The 18,382-nt window shown below is 71.2% G+C and carries 20 protein-coding genes; 17 read left to right on the top strand and 3 right to left on the bottom strand.

Features of this window, described 5'->3' with window-relative positions; all coding sequences use genetic code 11:
- Positions 1-64: 64 nt before the first annotated feature.
- The 8 genes from map to truA all read left to right on the top strand — a co-directional run bounded on the left by map (position 65) and on the right by truA (position 5,355).
- Complete coding sequence (gene map, locus AC0ZLC_RS20685; RefSeq protein WP_476753452.1) at positions 65-901, top strand: type I methionyl aminopeptidase; 837 nt, start codon at positions 65-67, stop codon at positions 899-901.
- Between the two features lie 141 nt (positions 902-1,042).
- Positions 1,043-1,264 carry a translation initiation factor IF-1 gene (gene infA / locus AC0ZLC_RS20680; protein WP_003948620.1) on the top strand — a complete coding sequence of 74 codons (222 nt, stop codon included), beginning with the start codon at positions 1,043-1,045 and terminating at the stop codon, positions 1,262-1,264.
- A gap of 57 nt (positions 1,265-1,321) precedes the next feature.
- Complete coding sequence (gene rpmJ / locus AC0ZLC_RS20675) at positions 1,322-1,435, top strand: 50S ribosomal protein L36 (protein WP_003998809.1); 114 nt, start codon at positions 1,322-1,324, stop codon at positions 1,433-1,435.
- Positions 1,436-1,645: 210 nt separating this feature from the next.
- On the top strand, positions 1,646-2,026 hold the full coding sequence (gene rpsM, locus AC0ZLC_RS20670) for a 30S ribosomal protein S13 (RefSeq protein ID WP_476753451.1): 381 nt from the start codon (positions 1,646-1,648) through the stop codon (positions 2,024-2,026).
- Between the two features lie 99 nt (positions 2,027-2,125).
- Entirely contained in the window at positions 2,126-2,530 is a 405-nt protein-coding gene (gene rpsK, locus AC0ZLC_RS20665; protein ID WP_003948617.1) for a 30S ribosomal protein S11, read from the top strand.
- Between the two features lie 140 nt (positions 2,531-2,670).
- Positions 2,671-3,693, top strand: a complete 1,023-nt coding sequence (locus AC0ZLC_RS20660) for a DNA-directed RNA polymerase subunit alpha (protein ID WP_003966937.1) — start codon at positions 2,671-2,673, stop codon at positions 3,691-3,693.
- A 173-nt stretch (positions 3,694-3,866) separates the two neighbouring features.
- A complete protein-coding gene (gene rplQ, locus AC0ZLC_RS20655) occupies positions 3,867-4,400 on the top strand; it encodes a 50S ribosomal protein L17 (RefSeq protein ID WP_476753450.1) in 534 nt (177 codons plus the stop codon).
- A gap of 91 nt (positions 4,401-4,491) precedes the next feature.
- Positions 4,492-5,355: a tRNA pseudouridine(38-40) synthase TruA gene (gene truA / locus AC0ZLC_RS20650; RefSeq protein WP_476753449.1), complete on the top strand. Its 864-nt coding sequence runs from the start codon at positions 4,492-4,494 to the stop codon at positions 5,353-5,355.
- 15 nt (positions 5,356-5,370) lie between these two features.
- Here truA and AC0ZLC_RS20645 read toward each other — a convergent pair whose 3' ends face one another.
- The gene (locus AC0ZLC_RS20645) at positions 5,371-6,237 is read right to left on the bottom strand and encodes a hypothetical protein (RefSeq protein WP_388787909.1); all 867 of its coding nucleotides are present in this window, start codon (positions 6,235-6,237) and stop codon (positions 5,371-5,373) included.
- 110 nt (positions 6,238-6,347) lie between these two features.
- Here AC0ZLC_RS20645 and AC0ZLC_RS20640 point away from each other — a divergent pair, with 110 nt between their 5' ends.
- From AC0ZLC_RS20640 to glmM, 4 genes are all read left to right on the top strand, one after another.
- Positions 6,348-7,523 (top strand): glycosyltransferase family 87 protein, encoded by a 1,176-nt coding sequence (locus tag AC0ZLC_RS20640; RefSeq protein WP_476753600.1) that lies wholly within the window; start codon positions 6,348-6,350, stop codon positions 7,521-7,523.
- Between the two features lie 269 nt (positions 7,524-7,792).
- Positions 7,793-8,236 carry a 50S ribosomal protein L13 gene (gene rplM / locus AC0ZLC_RS20635; protein ID WP_010986363.1) on the top strand — a complete coding sequence of 148 codons (444 nt, stop codon included), beginning with the start codon at positions 7,793-7,795 and terminating at the stop codon, positions 8,234-8,236.
- A gap of 42 nt (positions 8,237-8,278) precedes the next feature.
- Entirely contained in the window at positions 8,279-8,800 is a 522-nt protein-coding gene (gene rpsI / locus AC0ZLC_RS20630) for a 30S ribosomal protein S9 (RefSeq protein WP_476753448.1), read from the top strand.
- Between the two features lie 226 nt (positions 8,801-9,026).
- The gene (glmM, locus tag AC0ZLC_RS20625; RefSeq protein WP_476753447.1) at positions 9,027-10,385 is read left to right on the top strand and encodes a phosphoglucosamine mutase; all 1,359 of its coding nucleotides are present in this window, start codon (positions 9,027-9,029) and stop codon (positions 10,383-10,385) included.
- Between the two features lie 75 nt (positions 10,386-10,460).
- Here the strand turns inward: glmM and AC0ZLC_RS20620 are convergent, their stop codons facing one another.
- Complete coding sequence (locus tag AC0ZLC_RS20620; protein ID WP_476753446.1) at positions 10,461-11,405, bottom strand: DUF389 domain-containing protein; 945 nt, start codon at positions 11,403-11,405, stop codon at positions 10,461-10,463.
- A 21-nt stretch (positions 11,406-11,426) separates the two neighbouring features.
- The gene (gene coaA, locus AC0ZLC_RS20615) at positions 11,427-12,416 is read right to left on the bottom strand and encodes a type I pantothenate kinase (protein ID WP_476753445.1); all 990 of its coding nucleotides are present in this window, start codon (positions 12,414-12,416) and stop codon (positions 11,427-11,429) included.
- Between the two features lie 171 nt (positions 12,417-12,587).
- Between coaA and AC0ZLC_RS20610 the strand changes: the two genes are divergently transcribed.
- The 5 genes from AC0ZLC_RS20610 to alr all read left to right on the top strand — a co-directional run bounded on the left by AC0ZLC_RS20610 (position 12,588) and on the right by alr (position 18,292).
- Positions 12,588-12,824, top strand: coding sequence for a hypothetical protein (locus AC0ZLC_RS20610; RefSeq protein ID WP_476753444.1), 237 nt, complete (start codon positions 12,588-12,590; stop codon positions 12,822-12,824).
- Positions 12,825-12,901: 77 nt separating this feature from the next.
- The gene (gene glmS / locus AC0ZLC_RS20605) at positions 12,902-14,749 is read left to right on the top strand and encodes a glutamine--fructose-6-phosphate transaminase (isomerizing) (protein WP_476753443.1); all 1,848 of its coding nucleotides are present in this window, start codon (positions 12,902-12,904) and stop codon (positions 14,747-14,749) included.
- A gap of 38 nt (positions 14,750-14,787) precedes the next feature.
- Positions 14,788-15,159 (top strand): holo-ACP synthase, encoded by a 372-nt coding sequence (locus AC0ZLC_RS20600; protein WP_476753442.1) that lies wholly within the window; start codon positions 14,788-14,790, stop codon positions 15,157-15,159.
- 213 nt (positions 15,160-15,372) lie between these two features.
- Entirely contained in the window at positions 15,373-16,803 is a 1,431-nt protein-coding gene (locus AC0ZLC_RS20595) for an NAD(P)H-hydrate dehydratase (RefSeq protein ID WP_476753441.1), read from the top strand.
- Between the two features lie 337 nt (positions 16,804-17,140).
- Positions 17,141-18,292, top strand: coding sequence for an alanine racemase (gene alr / locus AC0ZLC_RS20590; protein ID WP_476753440.1), 1,152 nt, complete (start codon positions 17,141-17,143; stop codon positions 18,290-18,292).
- Positions 18,293-18,382: the final 90 nt, after the last annotated feature.

The raw sequence follows: 18,382 nt of genomic DNA, 5'->3' as shown, positions 1-18,382 counted from the left end.
GTCGCGGCCGTAGTGTTGTGTACGTAACCGGATGTGTCGCAGAAGACGGAGAGCGCAGGCCGCCATGGTGCAGATCAAGACCCCCGAGCAGATCGCCAAGATGCGTGAGGCGGGCCTGGTCGTCGCCGCCATCCATGCCGCCACGCGTGCGGCGGCGGTGCCCGGCGCCACCACGAAGGACCTCGACGACGTCGCGCGCAAGGTGCTCGACGAGCACGGCGCCAAGTCGAACTTCCTCGGTTACGGCGGCTTCCCCGCGACGATCTGCACCTCGGTGAACGAGGTCGTCGTGCACGGCATCCCGGACGAGAAGACCGTCCTCAAGGACGGCGACATCATCTCCATCGACGCCGGCGCCATCGTCGACGGCTGGCACGGGGACGCCGCGTACACCGCGTTCGTGGGCACCGGACACGCTCCGGAGCTGGTCGAGCTCTCCCGGGTGACCGAGGAGTCGATGTGGGCGGGCGTCGCGGCCATGAAGCAGGGCAACCGCCTGGTCGACGTCTCCCGCGCCATCGAGACGTACATCCGCCGCCAGCCCAAGCCGGGTGGCGGCAAGTACGGGATCGTCGAGGACTACGGCGGCCACGGCATCGGCACCGAGATGCACATGGACCCGCACCTGCTGAACTACGTCGAGCGCCGCCGCGGCAAGGGCCCCAAGCTGGTGCCCGGCTTCTGCCTCGCCATCGAGCCCATGGTCTCCCTCGGCACCCCGAGGACCGAGGTGCTCGGGGACGACTGGACGGTCATCACGACGGACGGCACGTGGTCCTCGCACTGGGAGCACTCCGTGGCGCTGACGGAGGAGGGGCCGCTGGTGCTGACGGCTCCCGACGGCGGCCGGGCGAAGCTCGCCGAGTACGGCGTCACGGCCGCTCCCGATCCCCTTGCTTAAGGATCAGCCCCGTGGGGCAGGCTTCCTCGATTCGTCTTTCCGGGTGCGCTGACGTAGACTGACGCGTCGGCTCTGGTGCACCCGCATGCCTGCATGCGCTCGCACGGAGTCGATCAAGGTAGTCGATTCGAAGGGCGAAGCGTGGCCAAGAAGCAAGGTGCCATCGAGATCGAGGGCACTGTCGTCGAGTCTCTTCCGAACGCCATGTTCAAGGTTGAGCTCCAGAACGGCCACCAGGTCCTGGCACACATCAGCGGCAAGATGCGCATGCACTACATCCGCATCCTCCCTGACGACCGGGTCGTGGTGGAGCTGTCTCCGTACGACCTGACACGTGGCCGGATCGTCTACCGGTACAAGTAGATCTTGCCTGTGCCCCGTGTCCGCGGGGCGGTGGCACTGACCCGGAGAACCTCACCAATGAAGGTCAAGCCGAGCGTCAAGAAGATCTGCGACAAGTGCAGGGTGATCCGCCGTCACGGCCGGGTCATGGTCATCTGCGAAAACCCGCGCCACAAGCAGCGCCAGGGCTGACGCACGACCACACCTTCTGCATCCGCAGGTACTTCGCGCGACGCAAGCAGTACATGTTCATACGCAGGGCCCAGGGCTGATTTCTCTCAGGCCTGACACCCCCGGTCGGAGGCCGGGGACCCGGGCCGTACCGACTCTTCCCGAGGGAGGACGACGGCGGGCGGGATCCGGTTCTGCGGAAGACCTCCGAACGACAACTGGAGCCATTGAATGGCACGCGTTTCCGGTGTTGACATCCCGCGCGAGAAGCGCGTGGAGGTCGCCCTCACCTACGTGTTCGGCATCGGCCGGACCCTCTCGCAGAAGACGCTGGCCGAGACCGGCGTCAACCCGAACACCCGCGTTCGCGACCTCTCCGAGGAGGAGCTGGTCAAGATCCGCGAGTTCGTGGACAGCAACATCAAGACCGAGGGTGACCTCCGTCGTGAGGTTCAGGCCGACATCCGCCGCAAGGTCGAGATCGGCTGCTACCAGGGCCTGCGTCACCGTCGTGGCCTGCCCGTCCACGGTCAGCGCACCAGCACGAACGCCCGTACCCGCAAGGGCCCGCGTCGCGCCATCGCCGGCAAGAAGAAGCCGGGCAAGAAGTAGTCCTCAGCGGACGCTGCGGAGCGTCCGGGTGCGTCCCGGGCGCCCGCTTTCCAGCGGTCTTCGCTGTAGGACCGACCACCTCCCGTAGGAGAACAAGACATGCCCCCCAAGGGACGTCAGGGCGCCGCCAAGAAGGTGCGCCGCAAGGAAAAGAAGAACGTCGCTCACGGCCACGCGCACATCAAGAGCACGTTCAACAACACGATCGTGTCCATCACGGACCCGACCGGCAACGTGATCTCCTGGGCCTCCGCCGGCCACGTCGGCTTCAAGGGCTCGCGCAAGTCCACCCCCTTCGCCGCGCAGATGGCCGCCGAGTCGGCCGCCCGCCGCGCGCAGGAGCACGGCATGCGCAAGGTCGACGTCTTCGTCAAGGGTCCCGGCTCCGGCCGTGAGACCGCGATCCGCTCCCTCCAGGCCACCGGCCTCGAGGTCGGCTCGATCCAGGACGTCACCCCCACCCCGCACAACGGCTGCCGTCCGCCCAAGCGCCGCCGCGTCTGAGGCTCGGTCGTCTTGAGGATTCGGGCGGTACGGCTCTTCGGCCGTGCCGCCCGTACCCTTGCAGTACCCGCACCGTAGAAACGTGCGGTCCGTCGGGCGTCAAATAGCGGGCGTCCACGAAAGAAGGATCTGATCCACACATGCTGATCGCTCAGCGCCCCTCGTTGACCGAAGAGGTCGTCGACGAATTCCGCTCCCGGTTCGTGATCGAGCCGCTGGAGCCGGGCTTCGGCTACACCCTCGGCAACTCCCTGCGCCGTACGCTCCTCTCCTCGATCCCGGGTGCGGCGGTCACGTCCATCCGCATCGACGGCGTCCTGCACGAGTTCACCACCGTGCCGGGTGTCAAGGAGGACGTCACCGACCTGATCCTCAACATCAAGCAGCTGGTCGTCTCCTCGGAGCACGACGAGCCGGTCGTGATGTACCTGCGCAAGCAGGGTCCGGGTCTGGTCACCGCCGCCGACATCGCGCCCCCGGCCGGTGTCGAGGTCCACAACCCCGACCTCGTCCTCGCCACGCTCAACGGCAAGGGCAAGCTGGAGATGGAGCTGACCGTCGAGCGCGGCCGCGGCTACGTCTCCGCCGTCCAGAACAAGCAGGTCGGTCAGGAGATCGGGCGCATCCCGGTCGACTCGATCTACTCGCCGGTTCTCAAGGTCACCTACAAGGTCGAGGCGACCCGTGTCGAGCAGCGCACCGACTTCGACAAGCTGATCGTCGACGTCGAGACCAAGCAGGCGATGCGTCCCCGTGACGCCATGGCCTCCGCCGGTAAGACCCTGGTCGAGCTGTTCGGTCTCGCCCGCGAGCTGAACATCGACGCCGAGGGCATCGACATGGGCCCGTCCCCCACGGACGCCGCGCTCGCCGCCGATCTCGCCCTGCCGATCGAGGAGCTCGAGCTCACCGTTCGGTCGTACAACTGCCTCAAGCGTGAGGGCATCCACTCCGTGGGTGAGCTCGTCGCCCGCTCCGAGGCCGACCTCCTGGACATCCGCAACTTCGGCGCGAAGTCCATCGACGAGGTCAAGGCGAAGCTGGCCGGCATGGGCCTGGCCCTCAAGGACAGCCCGCCCGGATTCGACCCGACCGCGGCGGCGGACGCCTTCGGCGCCGACGACGACGCGGACGCCGGGTTCGTCGAGACCGAGCAGTACTAAGAGCTCGGGCCGGACGGTCCGTTCGCGGGTGCGGGTGCGCTGTGCTTGATCGCGCAGTTCCCCGCGCCCCCTCCAGGCCCCTGCGGGGGCCTGGATCTTCGACAGGCGATCGCCTGCTCGGACACTGACCTCGGTACCTGATACGGCCGGGGCAGACACCTAGGAGAAACACCATGCCGAAGCCCACCAAGGGTGCCCGTCTGGGCGGCAGCGCCGCGCACGAGAAGCTGCTCCTCGCGAACCTCGCGAAGTCGCTCTTCGAGCACGGCCGCATCACCACCACCGAGGCCAAGGCCCGTCGCCTGCGTCCCTACGCGGAGCGTCTGGTCACCAAGGCGAAGAAGGGCGACCTTCACAACCGCCGTCAGGTGCTCTCGGTGATCACGGACAAGAGCATCGTGCACACGCTCTTCACCGAGATCGGCCCGCGCTACGAGAACCGCCCGGGTGGCTACACCCGCATCACCAAGATCGGTAACCGCCGTGGCGACAACGCGCCCATGGCCGTCATCGAGCTGGTGGAGGCCCTGACCGTGGCCCAGGAGGCCACCGGTGAGGCCGAGGCGGCCACCAAGCGTGCCGTCAAGGAGGACTCCGCCAAGAAGGACTCCGCCAAGAAGGACGAGGCTCCGGCCAAGTCCGACGAGGCCGTCGAGGACGCCAAGCCGGCCGACGAGGCCGCCGCCGAGGAGTCCAAGGACGCCTGAGGCTCTGCCTGGCTGTGAGCGGGTCCGTCCCTTCGGGGGCGGGCCCGCTTCCCCGTGTCCGGACAGAATCCGGTCCTGAGAGGATCAGCGTGTGAGTGACGAAGTACAGCCCGGGTTCGTGCGGGTGCGGATGGATGTGTCGTACGACGGCAGCGAATTCTCCGGGTGGGCCAAGCAGGCCGGCGGGCGGCGGACCGTGCAGGGCGAGATCGAGGACGCGCTGCGCACGGTCACGCGCTCGGGGGAGACCACGTACGAGCTGACCGTGGCCGGGCGGACGGACGCCGGGGTGCACGCCCGCGGACAGGTGGCCCACGTCGACCTGCCCGCGGAGCTGTGGGCGGAGCACCGCGAGAAGCTGCTCAAGCGGCTCGCGGGGCGGCTCCCCAAGGACGTGCGGGTGTGGTCCCTGACCGAGGCCCCGAGCGGCTTCGACGCCCGCTTCTCGGCGGTCTGGCGGCGCTACGCGTACCGCGTCACCGACAACCCCGGCGGCGTCGACCCGCTGCTGCGGGGGCACGTGCTGTGGCACGACTGGCCGCTGGACGTCGACGCCATGAACGAGGCCGCCTCCCGGCTCGTCGGGGAGCACGACTTCGCCGCCTACTGCAAGAAGCGGGAGGGGGCGACCACCATCCGCACGCTGCAGGAACTGAGCCTGGTGCGCGGGGACGACGGGGTCATCACGGCGACCGTCCGAGCCGACGCCTTCTGCCACAACATGGTGCGCTCGCTGATCGGGGCGCTGCTGTTCGTGGGGGACGGGCACCGCGGGCCCGCGTGGCCGGGGAAGGTGCTGGCCGCCGGGGTGCGCGACTCCGCCGTGCATGTCGTACGGCCGCACGGGCTGACGCTGGAGGAGGTCGGCTACCCGGCCGACGAACTGCTCGCCGCGCGCAGCAAGGAGGCGCGCAACCGGCGCACACTGCCGGCAGCCCGGCCGGGCTGCTGCTGAACTCCCGGTGCGGCGCTACTGGTTGGCCGCCGCCGACGCCTGTGCCTCACCGCGGCGGCGGATCTGCCGGAAGGTGAACTCGGCGAGGTCGTCACCGGTGGTGAACACCTTGGCGTCCTTCGTCGTCACGTCCTTGCCGTCGGTGAACCCGGCGAGGGTGAAGTAGGCGTACCGGCCGTAGGAGTTGGTGGTCGAGCGGCAGATCGCCGTCTGGCAGAAGGCGGGGACGCCCTGGCCGGGCAGGGAGGCGACGATGCTCTTCCTGTCGGCGTCCGTCTTGGCCCTGGTGGCCTGCGCCTCGGTGTCGAAGACGGCGACACCGACGGTCACCGCGACGCCGTCCCTGGCGTAGGTGACGCGCATGACCCGTGTGCAGCCGTTCTTCGTGAGCACCGCGGGGAGCGTGTTCTTGGCGGCGGACGCGCAGGCGGTCGTGGAGGCGGTCGGGCCCTTGCGGTAGACGCGCTCGCCCATCGTCAGCTGCGAGCCGGGGAAGAGGATGTCCGGGCTGAGCGGCGCCGTGTCCTTCTTCGCGCTGGACACGAAGTCCTTCGGATCCAGCGGGGGAGGGGCCGAGGTCGGCTCGAAGGAGGGGGTGGGCTCGGCCGTGCCGCTCGGGATGTCCGCGGTGGCGGGCAGCCCGCTGGGCGTGCCGGAGGCCCCGTTGTCACCGTCCGAGGAGACGACGGCCACCGCGACCGCCGCGCCCACCGCGACGGTCGCCAGGGCGGCACCGCCGACCAGCAGCAGCCTGCGCCGTCGGTTGCGGGACTCGGACGCCTCGGCGAGCGCTGCCCAGTCCGGCGTCGAGTTGTCCCACTGCGGCTGCTGAGAACCCGGTTTCCAGGGATCCCACGGGGGCTCCCCCTGCCCATAACTCATGGGCCGCATCTTAGACGTGCCGCACGGGGTGCCGTTCCGCCCCGGAGGGCGGTCGAGCCCCTAGCGTGACCTGAGTGCACACGGGCAAAAGTGACATCTCCGGATGGTTGGTGCGTCGGGCGTCCTGGCACGCGTGGCAGGTACCGGCGGTGGTGCTCTGTGCCGGCGTCGTGGGCGTCGCGCGCCGGAGGGCCGACGGCGGGATGGACAACGCCATCGTCGTCCGGGCCGCCAGGACCTGGCTGGACGGCGGCTCCCCTTACGCCGATCCGCACTTCCTCTATCTGCCGAGCGCGGTGCTCGCGGCGGTGCCTCAGACGCTCCTCCCGTCGTACGCGCTCAGGGTGCTCGTGCCGCTGGCCGTGACGGTGCTGCTGGTGGCGGGCTGGGCGTGCGCCCTGCGGATCCACGAGGTGCCGTGGCGCAGCCGCTTCGCCGTGCTCGGGCTGACCGGCCTGGCGATGGGCTTCGCGCCCTTCGGGCACCTGGTGCGGCTCGGCAACTGGACCGTGACCGCCGCGGCGGCCCTGCCCCTGGCCCTGCTGTGTGCGGTGCGCGGGCGCTGGGTCGCGGCGGGTGCCGTGATCGGCACCGCGGTCGCGCTGAAGCCGTTGCTCGCGCCGGTGGCGCTGCTGTTCGTCTTCGCCGGGCGGTGGCGGGCGCTGGCCGCGGCGGTGCTGGTGCCGGCGGCGGCCTCGGGCGGGGCGGCGCTGCTGATGCCGGATCCCGCGGGGTTCTTCACGCGGACACTGCCGTTCCTGCTGCGCGGGCGGGACGGCTTCGTCCGGCTCTACGAGGCGTCGCCCGCGGCGGTGCTGCCGCGGCTGGGGGTGCCGGCCGGGGCCGCCGCGCTGCTCGGGCTGGCGGCGGCGGCGTGCGGTACGTGGTGCGCGTACCGGCGGTGGCGGCTCGGCGGTCCCGGTCCGCAGCGGATCGTGGAGACGGCGGTGCTGCTGATGCTGTCGGCGTTCCTGGTCTCGCGCCCGTCGTACGACCACTACCTGCTGGTCGTGGTGCCACTGCTGCTCGCCGGGGCGCTGTCCGCGGGGTCGGTGGCCCGCTCGCCGTGGTTCTGGCTGGCGCTGGTGCCGCAGGTGCCCGGGTTCACCTGGCCGTACCTGGAGCCGGGGACCAGGCGGGCCTTCAAGGACTGTCTCACGCTGTGCGTACTGGCCGCCTCGGCGGCCGTGCGGCCCGGACTCCTCCCGCGGACCGCTGCCCGGGGCCCGGTGTCCCGACCCGTTCCGGCCCGCCCCGCGCAGCGGGATGACTGCCCCCAGCGGTAGCGTCATAGTGGCCGGCACGGTCGCGGCGACAGCCGCCGGACGGGTGGCGCACGCGCGTTTTGACCCGTCCGGGGCAGGACGGTACTCTTGCAGTTCGTTATGTGTATTGGCTTGCTCATTCTCACGTGAGGGGCCCTTACACCGGTCCACCGGGCCGATGACCAGCGACCAGCACGCGGTTTGCGTCACCGCTGTGCGGTCAGGGCTGTCGTGATCGTCCGTGGTGGCCATGTCAGGACCCACTCACTGAAGAAGCGAAGGCTACGACCGTGCGTACGTACAGCCCCAAGCCCGGCGACATCACTCGCCAGTGGTACGTCATCGACGCCCAGGATGTCGTCCTGGGACGTCTGGCGACCACTGCCGCGAACATCCTGCGGGGCAAGCACAAGCCGATCTACGCGCCCCACGTCGACGCTGGTGACTTCGTCATCATCATCAACGCCGACAAGGTGCACCTCTCCGGCAACAAGAAGACCCAGAAGCTGGCGTACCGCCACTCCGGCTACCCGGGTGGTCTGCGCTCCGTCCGCTACGACGAGCTGCTGGCGAAGAACCCCGAGAAGGCCGTCGAGAAGGCCATCAAGGGCATGATCCCCAAGAACACCCTGGGCCGCCAGGTGCTCTCGAAGCTGAAGGTCTACTCGGGCGACCAGCACCCGCACGCTGCCCAGCAGCCGGTGCCGTTCGAGATCACCCAGGTCGCGCAGTAGTTCCGGCCACCACCTAAGACTGAAGAGAATCTGAGGAGAATCGTGGCCGAGACCACTGTTGAGCAGCCGGTCGAAGAGACTGAGCTCGTCGACGTCGAGAACTACACCACCGAGTCCGAGGTCCCCGTCGAGGGTGAGTACACCTCCGAGTCGATGGCGTCCCGCTTCGGTGACCCGCAGCCGGCCGCCGGCCTGGGCCGTCGCAAGAACGCCATCGCGCGTGTGCGCATCGTGCCGGGCAGCGGCAAGTGGAAGATCAACGGGCGCACGCTCGAGGACTACTTCCCGAACAAGGTGCACCAGCAGGAAGTCAACGAGCCCTTCAAGGTGCTCGAGCTCGAGGGCCGCTACGACGTTGTCGCCCGCATCTCGGGTGGCGGCGTCTCCGGTCAGGCCGGCGCCCTGCGCCTCGGCGTGGCCCGCGCCCTGAACGAGGCGGACGTGGACAACAACCGCGCCCCGCTGAAGAAGGCCGGCTTCCTCAAGCGCGACGACCGTGCGGTCGAGCGCAAGAAGGCCGGTCTCAAGAAGGCCCGCAAGGCCCCGCAGTACAGCAAGCGCTAATCGCTGCCTGCTTCGTACGTTCGTTCGCCCCGGCGGCACGCTGTGTGCCGCCGGGGCGTTCGTTTATCACAGCTGTGGGCGTATAACGGCATAAGGCGTTCAAAGCTTTGGCTGCTCGGATGCTTATAGAAGCCTCATACGGGGCTTCCTTCACTTTCTGAGGCCTCGTCAGGGTCGAGGCCTCGGACGGTTTCTTCGGGATTTCCGATAGTTCGGAGGACAGCAAGTGGGACGACTCTTCGGCACGGACGGCGTGCGCGGTGTCGCCAACGCGGATCTGACGGCCGAGATGGCACTCGGTCTCTCCGTCGCGGCGGCTCACGTACTGGCCGAGGCGGGTACGTTCGAGGGCCACCGGCCGGTGGCGATCGTCGGGCGGGACCCGCGTGCGTCCGGGGAGTTCCTGGAGGCCGCCGTGGTCGCCGGACTGGCCAGCGCGGGCGTGGACGTCCTGCGGGTCGGTGTGCTGCCCACGCCCGCGGTGGCGTATCTCACCGGCGCGCTCGGCGCGGACCTCGGTGTGATGCTCTCGGCCAGCCACAACGCGATGCCCGACAACGGCATCAAGTTCTTCGCGCGCGGCGGTCACAAACTCGCCGACGAGCTCGAGAACCGGATCGAGGCCATCTACGAGGAGCACCGCACCGGCGCTCCCTGGGACCGCCCGACCGGTGCCGGGGTCGGCCGGGTGACGGCGTACGAGGAGGGCTTCGACAAGTACGTCGCCCACCTCCTCAGCGTCCTGCCGAACCGTCTCGACGGGCTGAAGGTCGTCCTCGACGAGGCGCACGGAGCGGCGTCCCGGGTGTCGCCCGAGGCCTTCACGCGGGCCGGCGCGGAGATCGTCACGATCGGTGCCGAGCCGGACGGGCTCAACATCAACGACGGCTGCGGCTCCACCCACCTGGACCTGCTGAAGACCGCCGTCGTCGAGCACGGCGCCCACCTCGGCATCGCGCACGACGGCGACGCCGACCGCTGCCTAGCCGTGGACCACACGGGCGCCGAGGTGGACGGCGACCAGATCCTCGCCGTGCTCGCGCTGGCGATGCGGGAGCGCTCGGTCCTGCGGTCCGACACCGTTGTCGCGACGGTCATGTCCAACCTGGGCTTCAAGCTGGCGATGGAGCGCGAGGGCGTCTCCGTGGTGCAGACGGCGGTCGGTGACCGTTACGTCCTGGAGGAGATGAAGGAGCACGACTACGCGCTGGGCGGCGAGCAGTCCGGCCACGTCATCATCAGCGACCACGCGACCACCGGCGACGGCACGCTGACCGGCCTGCTGCTGGCGGCCCGGGTGGCCCGGACCGGCCGTACGCTCCAGGACCTCGCGTCCGTGATGGAGCGGCTGCCGCAGGTGCTCATCAACGTGCCGGACGTCGACAAGTCGCGGGTGAGCACCTCCGCCGAGCTGGCCGCGGCCGTCACCGAGGCGGAGCGTGAACTCGGGGCCACCGGGCGGGTGCTGCTCCGCTCGTCGGGCACCGAGCCGCTGGTGCGGGTGATGGTGGAGGCCGCCGACATCGATCACGCGCGGTCGGTGGCCGGCCGGCTCGCGGACGCGGTGAAGTCCTCGCTCGGCTAGGACGCGTACGGCCGGGACGCGCACGGCCAGGAGACGCGGAAGGCCCGGACCCATGAGGTCCGGGCCTCCTCGCGCTCAGGCCCGCCGCGAGGGAGTACGCGTGCGCTGTATCGCCCAGAAGGCCTTCTGGGCGAGCAGCGTGAGCGTGCCCGCGACCACGATGCCGCCGAGGTTGGCCAGCAGCTGCCAGGTGGAGCCCCACGTCTGGGAGTAGTCCGCGTAGCTGAAGGCCACCGCCGCGTTCGCGGCCGCCGGGACCGTGGTCACCGAGATCGCGACGCCGATCAGGGCCCCCGACTTGGCCGAGGTGAGCGACAGGGTGCCCGCGATGCCGGCCAGGAACGCCACCACGAAGGACATCATGTCCGGCTTCCAGATGAAGGCGGTGTTGGGCCGGTCCGCCTCCACCATCGACTTCTCGAAGAGCCCGAAGACGTCCATCAGCCAGCTGAAGCCCGCCGTCAGCACCATCGCCACGGCGAACCCGGCGAGCAGCGCCCACAGCGAGCGCCAGACCAGCTTCGGGGCGCGCTGCACCAGGGCCGTGGAGATACCGGCCAGCGGCCCGAACTCCGGTCCGACGGCCATCGCGCCGACGATCAGGATCGCGTTGTCGAGCATCACACCGCAGGCCGCGAGCATCGTGGCGACCGTCAGGAACGCGATGTAGGTGACGTTGAGGGTGGACTCCTCGTGCGTGGCGTCCTGCAACTGCTCCCACAGCACCGCGTCCGCCCCCTCGCCCGGCGCGTCCTCCTCGGCCCGGTCCGCGTGCTCGGACAGCGACAGGTCGATGTTGTCGACGGCGATGGACCCGCTCTTGTCGAGGCCCAGCTCCCGCAGCGCGCCGATCAGTTCGTCCCCGGCCTCGCGCGCGACATCGCACATCACCACGTCGCCGGCCGGACTGCGCGCGGCGCCGGGCAGGACCACGAGATGGGTGGCGCCGACCGTCCGGTCGATCAGGTGCACCACCGCGTCGGTCTTGTCGGACGGGGTGATGAGGCGCAGATGCAGCATGAGGTCTTTCTACAGGGCTCGTTACAGCTTGCGCAGACTCAGGCGCTGCACCTTGTGGTCCGGCCCCTTGCGCACGACGAGGGTCGCACGGCCGCGCGTGGGGGCCACGTTCTCCAGCAAATTGGGCTTGTTGATGGTCCGCCAGGTCGTGCGGGCGTAGTCGAGGGCCTCCTCCTCCGAGACCTGGGTGTACTTGCGGAAGTACGAGGAGGGGTCCTGGAAGGCGGTCGCGCGCAGCTTGCGGAAGCGGTTGAGGTACCAGCGCTCGATGTCCTCGGCCCGCGCGTCGACGTACACGCTGAAGTCGAAGTAGTCGGCGAGACCGACGCGGGTGCGGCCGTCCTTGCCGGGGAGCGCCGGCTGCAGCACGTTCAGGCCCTCGACGATGAGGATGTCGGGACGGCGGACGGTCAGCCGCCGGTCCGGCACGATGTCGTAGATCAGGTGCGAGTAGACGGGCGCCGTCACCTCGGCCTTTCCGGCCTTGATGTCCGCGACGAAACGGGTGAGGGCGCGCCGGTCGTACGACTCGGGGAAACCCTTCCGCGACATCAGCCCGCGCGCCTGAAGGTCCTTCGTGGGGAGCAGGAAACCGTCCGTGGTCACCAGCTCGACCCGCGGATGCTCCGGCCAGCGGGACAGCAGGGCCTGGAGGAGCCGGGCCACCGTGGACTTGCCGACCGCGACGGAACCGGCGACCCCTATGACGAAGGGGGTGCCGGACTGGGAGCCCTGCTCGCCGAGGAACGTGTTGAGGGCGCCCCGCAGCCCGTCGGTGGCGCCGACGTACAGATTGAGCAGCCGGGACAACGGGAGGTAGATGTCCCGCACTTCGTCGAGGTCGATGACGTCGCCCAGGCCGCGCAGCTTCTCGACCTCCTCGGCGTTCAGCGGGAGCGGCGTCTTTTCGCGCAGCGCGCTCCACTCGGCACGGGTGAGGTCGACGTAGGGAGTCGCCTCCGGCCTGGGCCGGTGGGCGCTCCGCGGCAACGAGGAGACCGGAGAGATCACAGTCCATTGTTACGGGGATTTGAACGGGACGAGAGGTGGGATCCGTCACGCACGACCGGGTGACAACCGTGTCCCAGGCCTGGACCGGGGCCGTGGGCGCCGATAGGTTCCCGCCATCCGGGAGGCAGCGCCGCACCCCGGAAGCGCGGGGGGTTGGGAGTGGCGAACGCCATGCGCATCCGTGATGTCCTACGCCGCAGGTCCGCGCCGGCCCCGGTGGCCGCGCCCGGGGACCTGGCCGGCCGCGTGTGCAGCGAGCTGGCCGTCGACCTGCCCGACGAGGATCTGGGCGAGGACCTGGACGACTGTCTCGCCCTGTACGAGCTGGGCAGCAAGCCGCGCTGCGAGGAGGCCGAGTACCTCGGGATGGTCCGGGACGCGATCGAGCGCATCGAACGCGGGGACTGAGCCGGGCGGGGCTCGATTTCCGATATCGGGCACGCGGTGCCGGGCCGGGGCGAGTACGCGCCCTTAGGCTGCCAGCCATGTGCGGAATCGTGGGATACGTGGGGTCGCAGTCGGCACTCGATGTGGTGGTCGCCGGACTGAAGCGGCTGGAGTACCGGGGGTACGACTCGGCGGGCGTCGCGGTGCTCGCGGACGGCGGGCTGGCCGCCGCGAAACGGGCCGGGAAGCTCGTCAACCTGGAGAAGGAGCTGGCCGACCGGCCGCTGCCGAGCGGTTCGACCGGCATCGGCCACACCCGCTGGGCCACGCACGGCGGCCCGACCGACGCGAACGCCCATCCTCATCTGGACAACGCCGGCCGCGTCGCCGTCGTGCACAACGGCATCATCGAGAACTTCGCCGCCCTGCGCGCCGAACTGGCCGAGCGCGGGCACGACCTGACGTCGGAGACGGACACCGAGGTGGTGGCGCACCTCCTCGCCGAGGAGTTCTCCTCGTGCGCCGACCTCGCGGAGGCGATGCGGCTGGTGTGCCGCCGGCTGGACGGCGCGTTCACGCTGGTCGCCGTGCACGCGGACGAGCCGGACGTGGTGGTCGGGGCACGGCGGAACTCACCCCTCGTGGTGGGCGTGGGGGAGGGCGAGGCCTTCCTCGCCTCGGACGTCGCCGCCTTCATCGCCCACACGCGGTCGGCGATCGAGCTGGGCCAGGACCAGGTGGTGGAGCTGCGCCGGGACGGGGTGACGGTCACCGGCTTCGACGGCCGGCCCGCCGACGTCCGGTCCTACCACGTCGACTGGGACGCCTCGGCGGCCGAGAAGGGCGGCTACGACTACTTCATGCTCAAGGAGATCGCCGAGCAGCCCAAGGCGGTCGCCGACACCCTGCTGGGGCGCATCGACGCGGCGGGCTCGCTGTCGCTGGACGAGGTGCGGATCCCCGTCTCGGTGCTGCGCGAGATCGACAAGGTCGTCATCGTGGCCTGCGGTACGGCCTTCCACGCGGGGCTGATCGCCAAGTACGCCATCGAGCACTGGACCCGGGTGCCCTGTGAGGTGGAGCTGGCCAGCGAGTTCCGCTACCGCGACCCGATCCTCGACCCGCGCTCGCTCGTGATCGCCATCTCGCAGTCCGGCGAGACCATGGACACGCTGATGGCGTTGCGGCACGCCCGCGAGCAGGGCTCCCGGGTGCTGGCCATCTGCAACACCAACGGGTCGACGATCCCCCGCGAGTCCGACGCGGTGCTCTACACGCACGCCGGCCCCGAGGTCGCCGTCGCGTCCACGAAGGCGTTCCTCACCCAGCTCGTCGCCTGCTACCTGGTCGCGCTGTACCTCGGCCAGGTGCGGGGCACCAAGTGGGGCGACGAGATCCGGGCGGTGATCCGGGACCTGGCGGAGATCTCCCGTTCGGTCGAGCGGGTGCTGGAGACCATGGAACCGGTGCGGGAGCTGGCGCGTTCCCTCGCCGGCAAGAACACGGTGCTGTTCCTCGGCCGGCACGTGGGCTATCCGGTGGCCCTCGAAGGCGCTCTGAAGCTGAAGGAACTGGCGTACATGCACGCCGAGGGCTTCGCGGCGGGCGAGCTGAAGCACGGACCGATCGCGCTGATCGAGGAGGACCTGCCGGTCGTCGTGGTCGTCCCCTCGCCGCGCGGCCGCTCGGTCCTCCACGACAAGATCGTCTCCAACATCCAGGAGATCCGGGCGCGGGGTGCGCGCACCATCGTGATCGCGGAGGAGGGGGACGAGGCGGTGGTGCCGTACGCGGACCATCTGATCCGCGTACCGGCGACGCCGACCCTGCTCCAGCCCCTGGTGACCACCGTCCCGCTCCAGGTGTTCGCGTGCGAGCTGGCCACGGCCCGCGGCAACGAGGTGGACCAGCCGCGCAACCTCGCCAAGTCCGTGACGGTGGAGTGACGCCGGACCGGGGGCCGCGGCCGCCATAGGGTGCGGGCATGAGCATCATCGGGGTCGGTATCGACGTGGCCGAGATCGACCGGTTCCGGGTGTCGCTGGAGCGTACGCCCGGACTGGCCGAACGGCTGTTCCTGGACCAGGAACTGCACCTGCCGAGCGGTGAGCGCCGGGGCATCGCGTCCCTGGCCGCGCGCTTCGCGGCGAAGGAGGCGCTCGCCAAGGCGCTGGGCGCGCCGGCGGGCCTGCACTGGACGGACGCCGAGGTCTACGTGGAGGACAGCGGCCGGCCGCGGCTGCGGGTGACGGGGACGGTGGCGGCGCGGGCCGCCGACCTGGGTGTCCGTTCCTGGCACGTCTCGCTGAGCCATGACGCGGGGGTGGCGTCGGCGGTGGTGGTGGCGGAGGGGTAGCGCGACGGGGCCGGCCGTGCGGCCGTGCGGCGGGGCAGGTCGGCCCGTGCGGCGGGGCGGGCACGGACTGGGTGCGTGCGGGGCATGGGGGGCGGTGCGGGCGGGCGTGCGGAGCGGTGCGTGCGGGGCACCGGCGCGGTGCGGGCGGGCGTGCGGAGCGGTGTGTGCGGGGCACGGGGGCGGTGCGGGCGGCTGTACGGGACACTCGGCTTCATGCGTACTGCGTACAGAGTGGAGACCGTGCGGACTGCCGAGCGGGAGCTGATGGCGCGGCTCCCGGAAGGGGCGCTGATGCAGCGCGCGGCGGCCGGACTCGCCGCCGCCTGCGCCCAGTTGCTGGGACGGGTGTACGGCAGCCGGGTGGTGCTGCTGGTGGGGAGCGGGGACAACGGCGGCGACGCCCTCTTCGCCGGGGCACGTCTGGCCCGGCGCGGGGCGGGCGTCACCGCGGTGCTGACGGCCCCCGGACGCGCTCACGCGGACGGTCTCACGGCGCTGCGGCGCGCGGGCGGCACGACGGTCGCACCCGACGCCGCCGAGCCGCTGATCCGGCGGGCCGACCTCGTGATCGACGGCATCGTCGGGATCGGCGGCAGGGGCGGCCTGCGGGGTGACGCGGTCACGCTGGCCGAGCACGCCGCCAGGTCCCGCGCGGCGGTCGTCGCCGTGGACCTGCCGAGCGGGGTCGAGGCCGACACGGGCGAGGTCTCCGGGAGCGCCGTGCGCGCCGATCTGACGGTGACGTTCGGGACCCACAAGCCCGGCCTGCTCGTCGATCCGGCGCGCGGGCACGCCGGCTCCGTGCGCCTCGTCGACATCGGGCTCGATCTGCCCGTCGAGCCCGAACTGGAGGCGTTGCAGCACGCGGACGTGGCCGCGCTGCTGCCCGCGCCGGGAGCGGAGAGCGACAAGTACCGGCGCGGTGTCGTCGGCGTCGCCGCCGGGTCGGCCCGCTATCCGGGCGCCGCCGTGCTCGCCGTGGCCGGCGCGCTGCGGGGCGGCGCGGGGGCGGTGCGCTACGTCGGGTCGGCCGGGGACGCGGTGATCGCCCGGTTCCCCGAGACGCTCGTGTCGGACCGGGGACCCCGGCACGCCGGGCGGGTCCAGGCGTGGGTCGTGGGGCCCGGCGCCGGGGACGACGCGTCCGCGGTGGCCGAGGTGGTCGCGGCGGACGTGCCCGTCCTCGTGGACGCGGACGGACTGCGCCTCGCCGACCGTGCTGCCGTACGGGGGCGCACGGCGCCCACGCTGCTCACCCCGCACGCCGGAGAGGCCGCCGCGCTGCTCGGTGTCGCGCGCGAGGAGGTCGAGCGGGCCCGGCTGACGTCCGTACGGGAGCTTGCGGCGCTGTACGGGGCCACGGTGCTGCTGAAGGGGTCGACGACGCTCGTCGCCGATGCCGGGGGCGGGGCGGTGCGGGTGAACCCGACGGGGACGTCGTGGCTGGCCACCGCGGGGAGCGGGGACGTGCTGTCCGGGCTGGCGGGGTCGTTGCTCGCGGCCGGGCTGTCCGCGCTCGACGCGGGGAGCGTCGCCGCGTATCTGCACGGGCTGGCGGGGCGGTTCGCGTCCGGTGGGGCGCCGGCGGGGGCGCATGACGTGGCCGCGGCCGTCCCCGACGCGTGGCGGGACGTGCGGGGCTGAGCGGGCCGCCGTTGTCCCGGGACGCGTGAGCCCCGTCCGTTGTCCCCAGGGTGACCCCGGGTCGCGTGGGCCCGTCCGTTGTTCCCGGGCCCGCCCCGCCCGGGTACACCCGGACGGTTCCCTGCGCGCGTGCGCGTGCGCGTGGGTGGGTCGGCTCGGGGTCTGAGCGCTTTCGCCCCCTCCGCCCCTTCCCGTCCCGTTCCCGGGGGCTGCGCCCCCTGACCCCCTTTCGCGCATCGCGCTCGTCCTCGAACGCCGGGCGGGCCGAATGGTCTGCGGACGGGCTGAATCGTCTCCGCACGGGCTGTCTCCGTGCTTCTGAGACACTGAGGGCGCCATGACTGAGACAGCACACCTGCGCGCTCGCGCCGAGATCGATCTGGCCGCACTGCGGGCCAACGTGCGGAGCCTGCGCGCCCACGCGCCCGGCGCGGCCCTGATGGCCGTCGTGAAGTCGGACGCGTACGGCCACGGGGCGGTCCCGTGTGCCCGGGCCGCCCTGGAGGCGGGGGCCACCTGGCTGGGGACCGCGACTCCGGAGGAGGCGCTGGCGCTGCGGGCGGCGGGGCTGACCGGGCGCGTCATGTGCTGGCTCTGGACTCCCGGCGGGCCCTGGCGGCAGGCCGTCGAGGCGGACCTGGACGTGTCGGTGAGCGGGATGTGGGCGCTGCGGGAGGTCGTCGGTGCCGCCCGGGACGCGGGTGTCGCCGCGCGGGTGCAGCTGAAGGCAGACACGGGCCTCGGGCGCAACGGCTGCCAGCCCGCCGACTGGCCCGAGCTGGTCGCGCAGGCGCTGCTGGCCGAGCGGGCGGGCCACGTCCGGATCACCGGCCTCTGGTCCCACTTCGCCTGCGCCGACGAGCCCGGCCACCCCTCGATCGCGGACCAGCTCGGCCGGTTTGGCGAGATGGTGGCGTACGCGGAGGAGCAGGGCGCGCGCCCCGAGGTGCGGCACATCGCCAACTCGCCCGCCACGCTGACCCTGCCCGAGAGCCACTTCGACCTCGTACGCACGGGGATCGCGCTGTACGGCATCTCGCCGAGCCCGGAGGTCGGCACGCCGGAGGACTTCGGTCTGCGTCCGGTGATGACGCTGAGCGCGTCGCTCGCGCTGGTGAAGCACGCGCCGGGCGGTCACGGCGTCAGTTACGGGCACCACTACGTCACTGCGGGCGGGACGACCCTCGGTCTGGTGCCCGTCGGCTACGCGGACGGCATCCCGCGCCACGCCTCCGGCACCGGTCCGGTGCTGGTCGGCGGCAAGTGGCGGACGGTCGCGGGCCGGATCGCGATGGACCAGTTCGTCGTCGACCTCGGCGGGGACGAGCCGCCGGCCGGTGCCGAGGCGGTGCTGTTCGGACCCGGCGACCGCGGTGAGCCGACCGCCGAGGACTGGGCGCAGGCGGCCGGCACGATCGCGTACGAGATCGTCACGCGGATCGGAACCCGCGTCCCGCGCGTCTACGTGCGGGAGGACGCGGGCGTCTGACGCCGGGGAACCGCGGATGTGCGGTACGGAGAAAACAACAAGGTGAAGAAGCAACAGCGCGGGTAACCGCCAACGGTGACCTGCACAGGA

Source organism: Streptomyces sp. GLSS-08 (assembly GCF_056387915.1).
The sequence above is the reverse complement of the archived record's forward strand: the minus strand, read 5'-3'. Positions and strand labels throughout refer to the sequence as shown.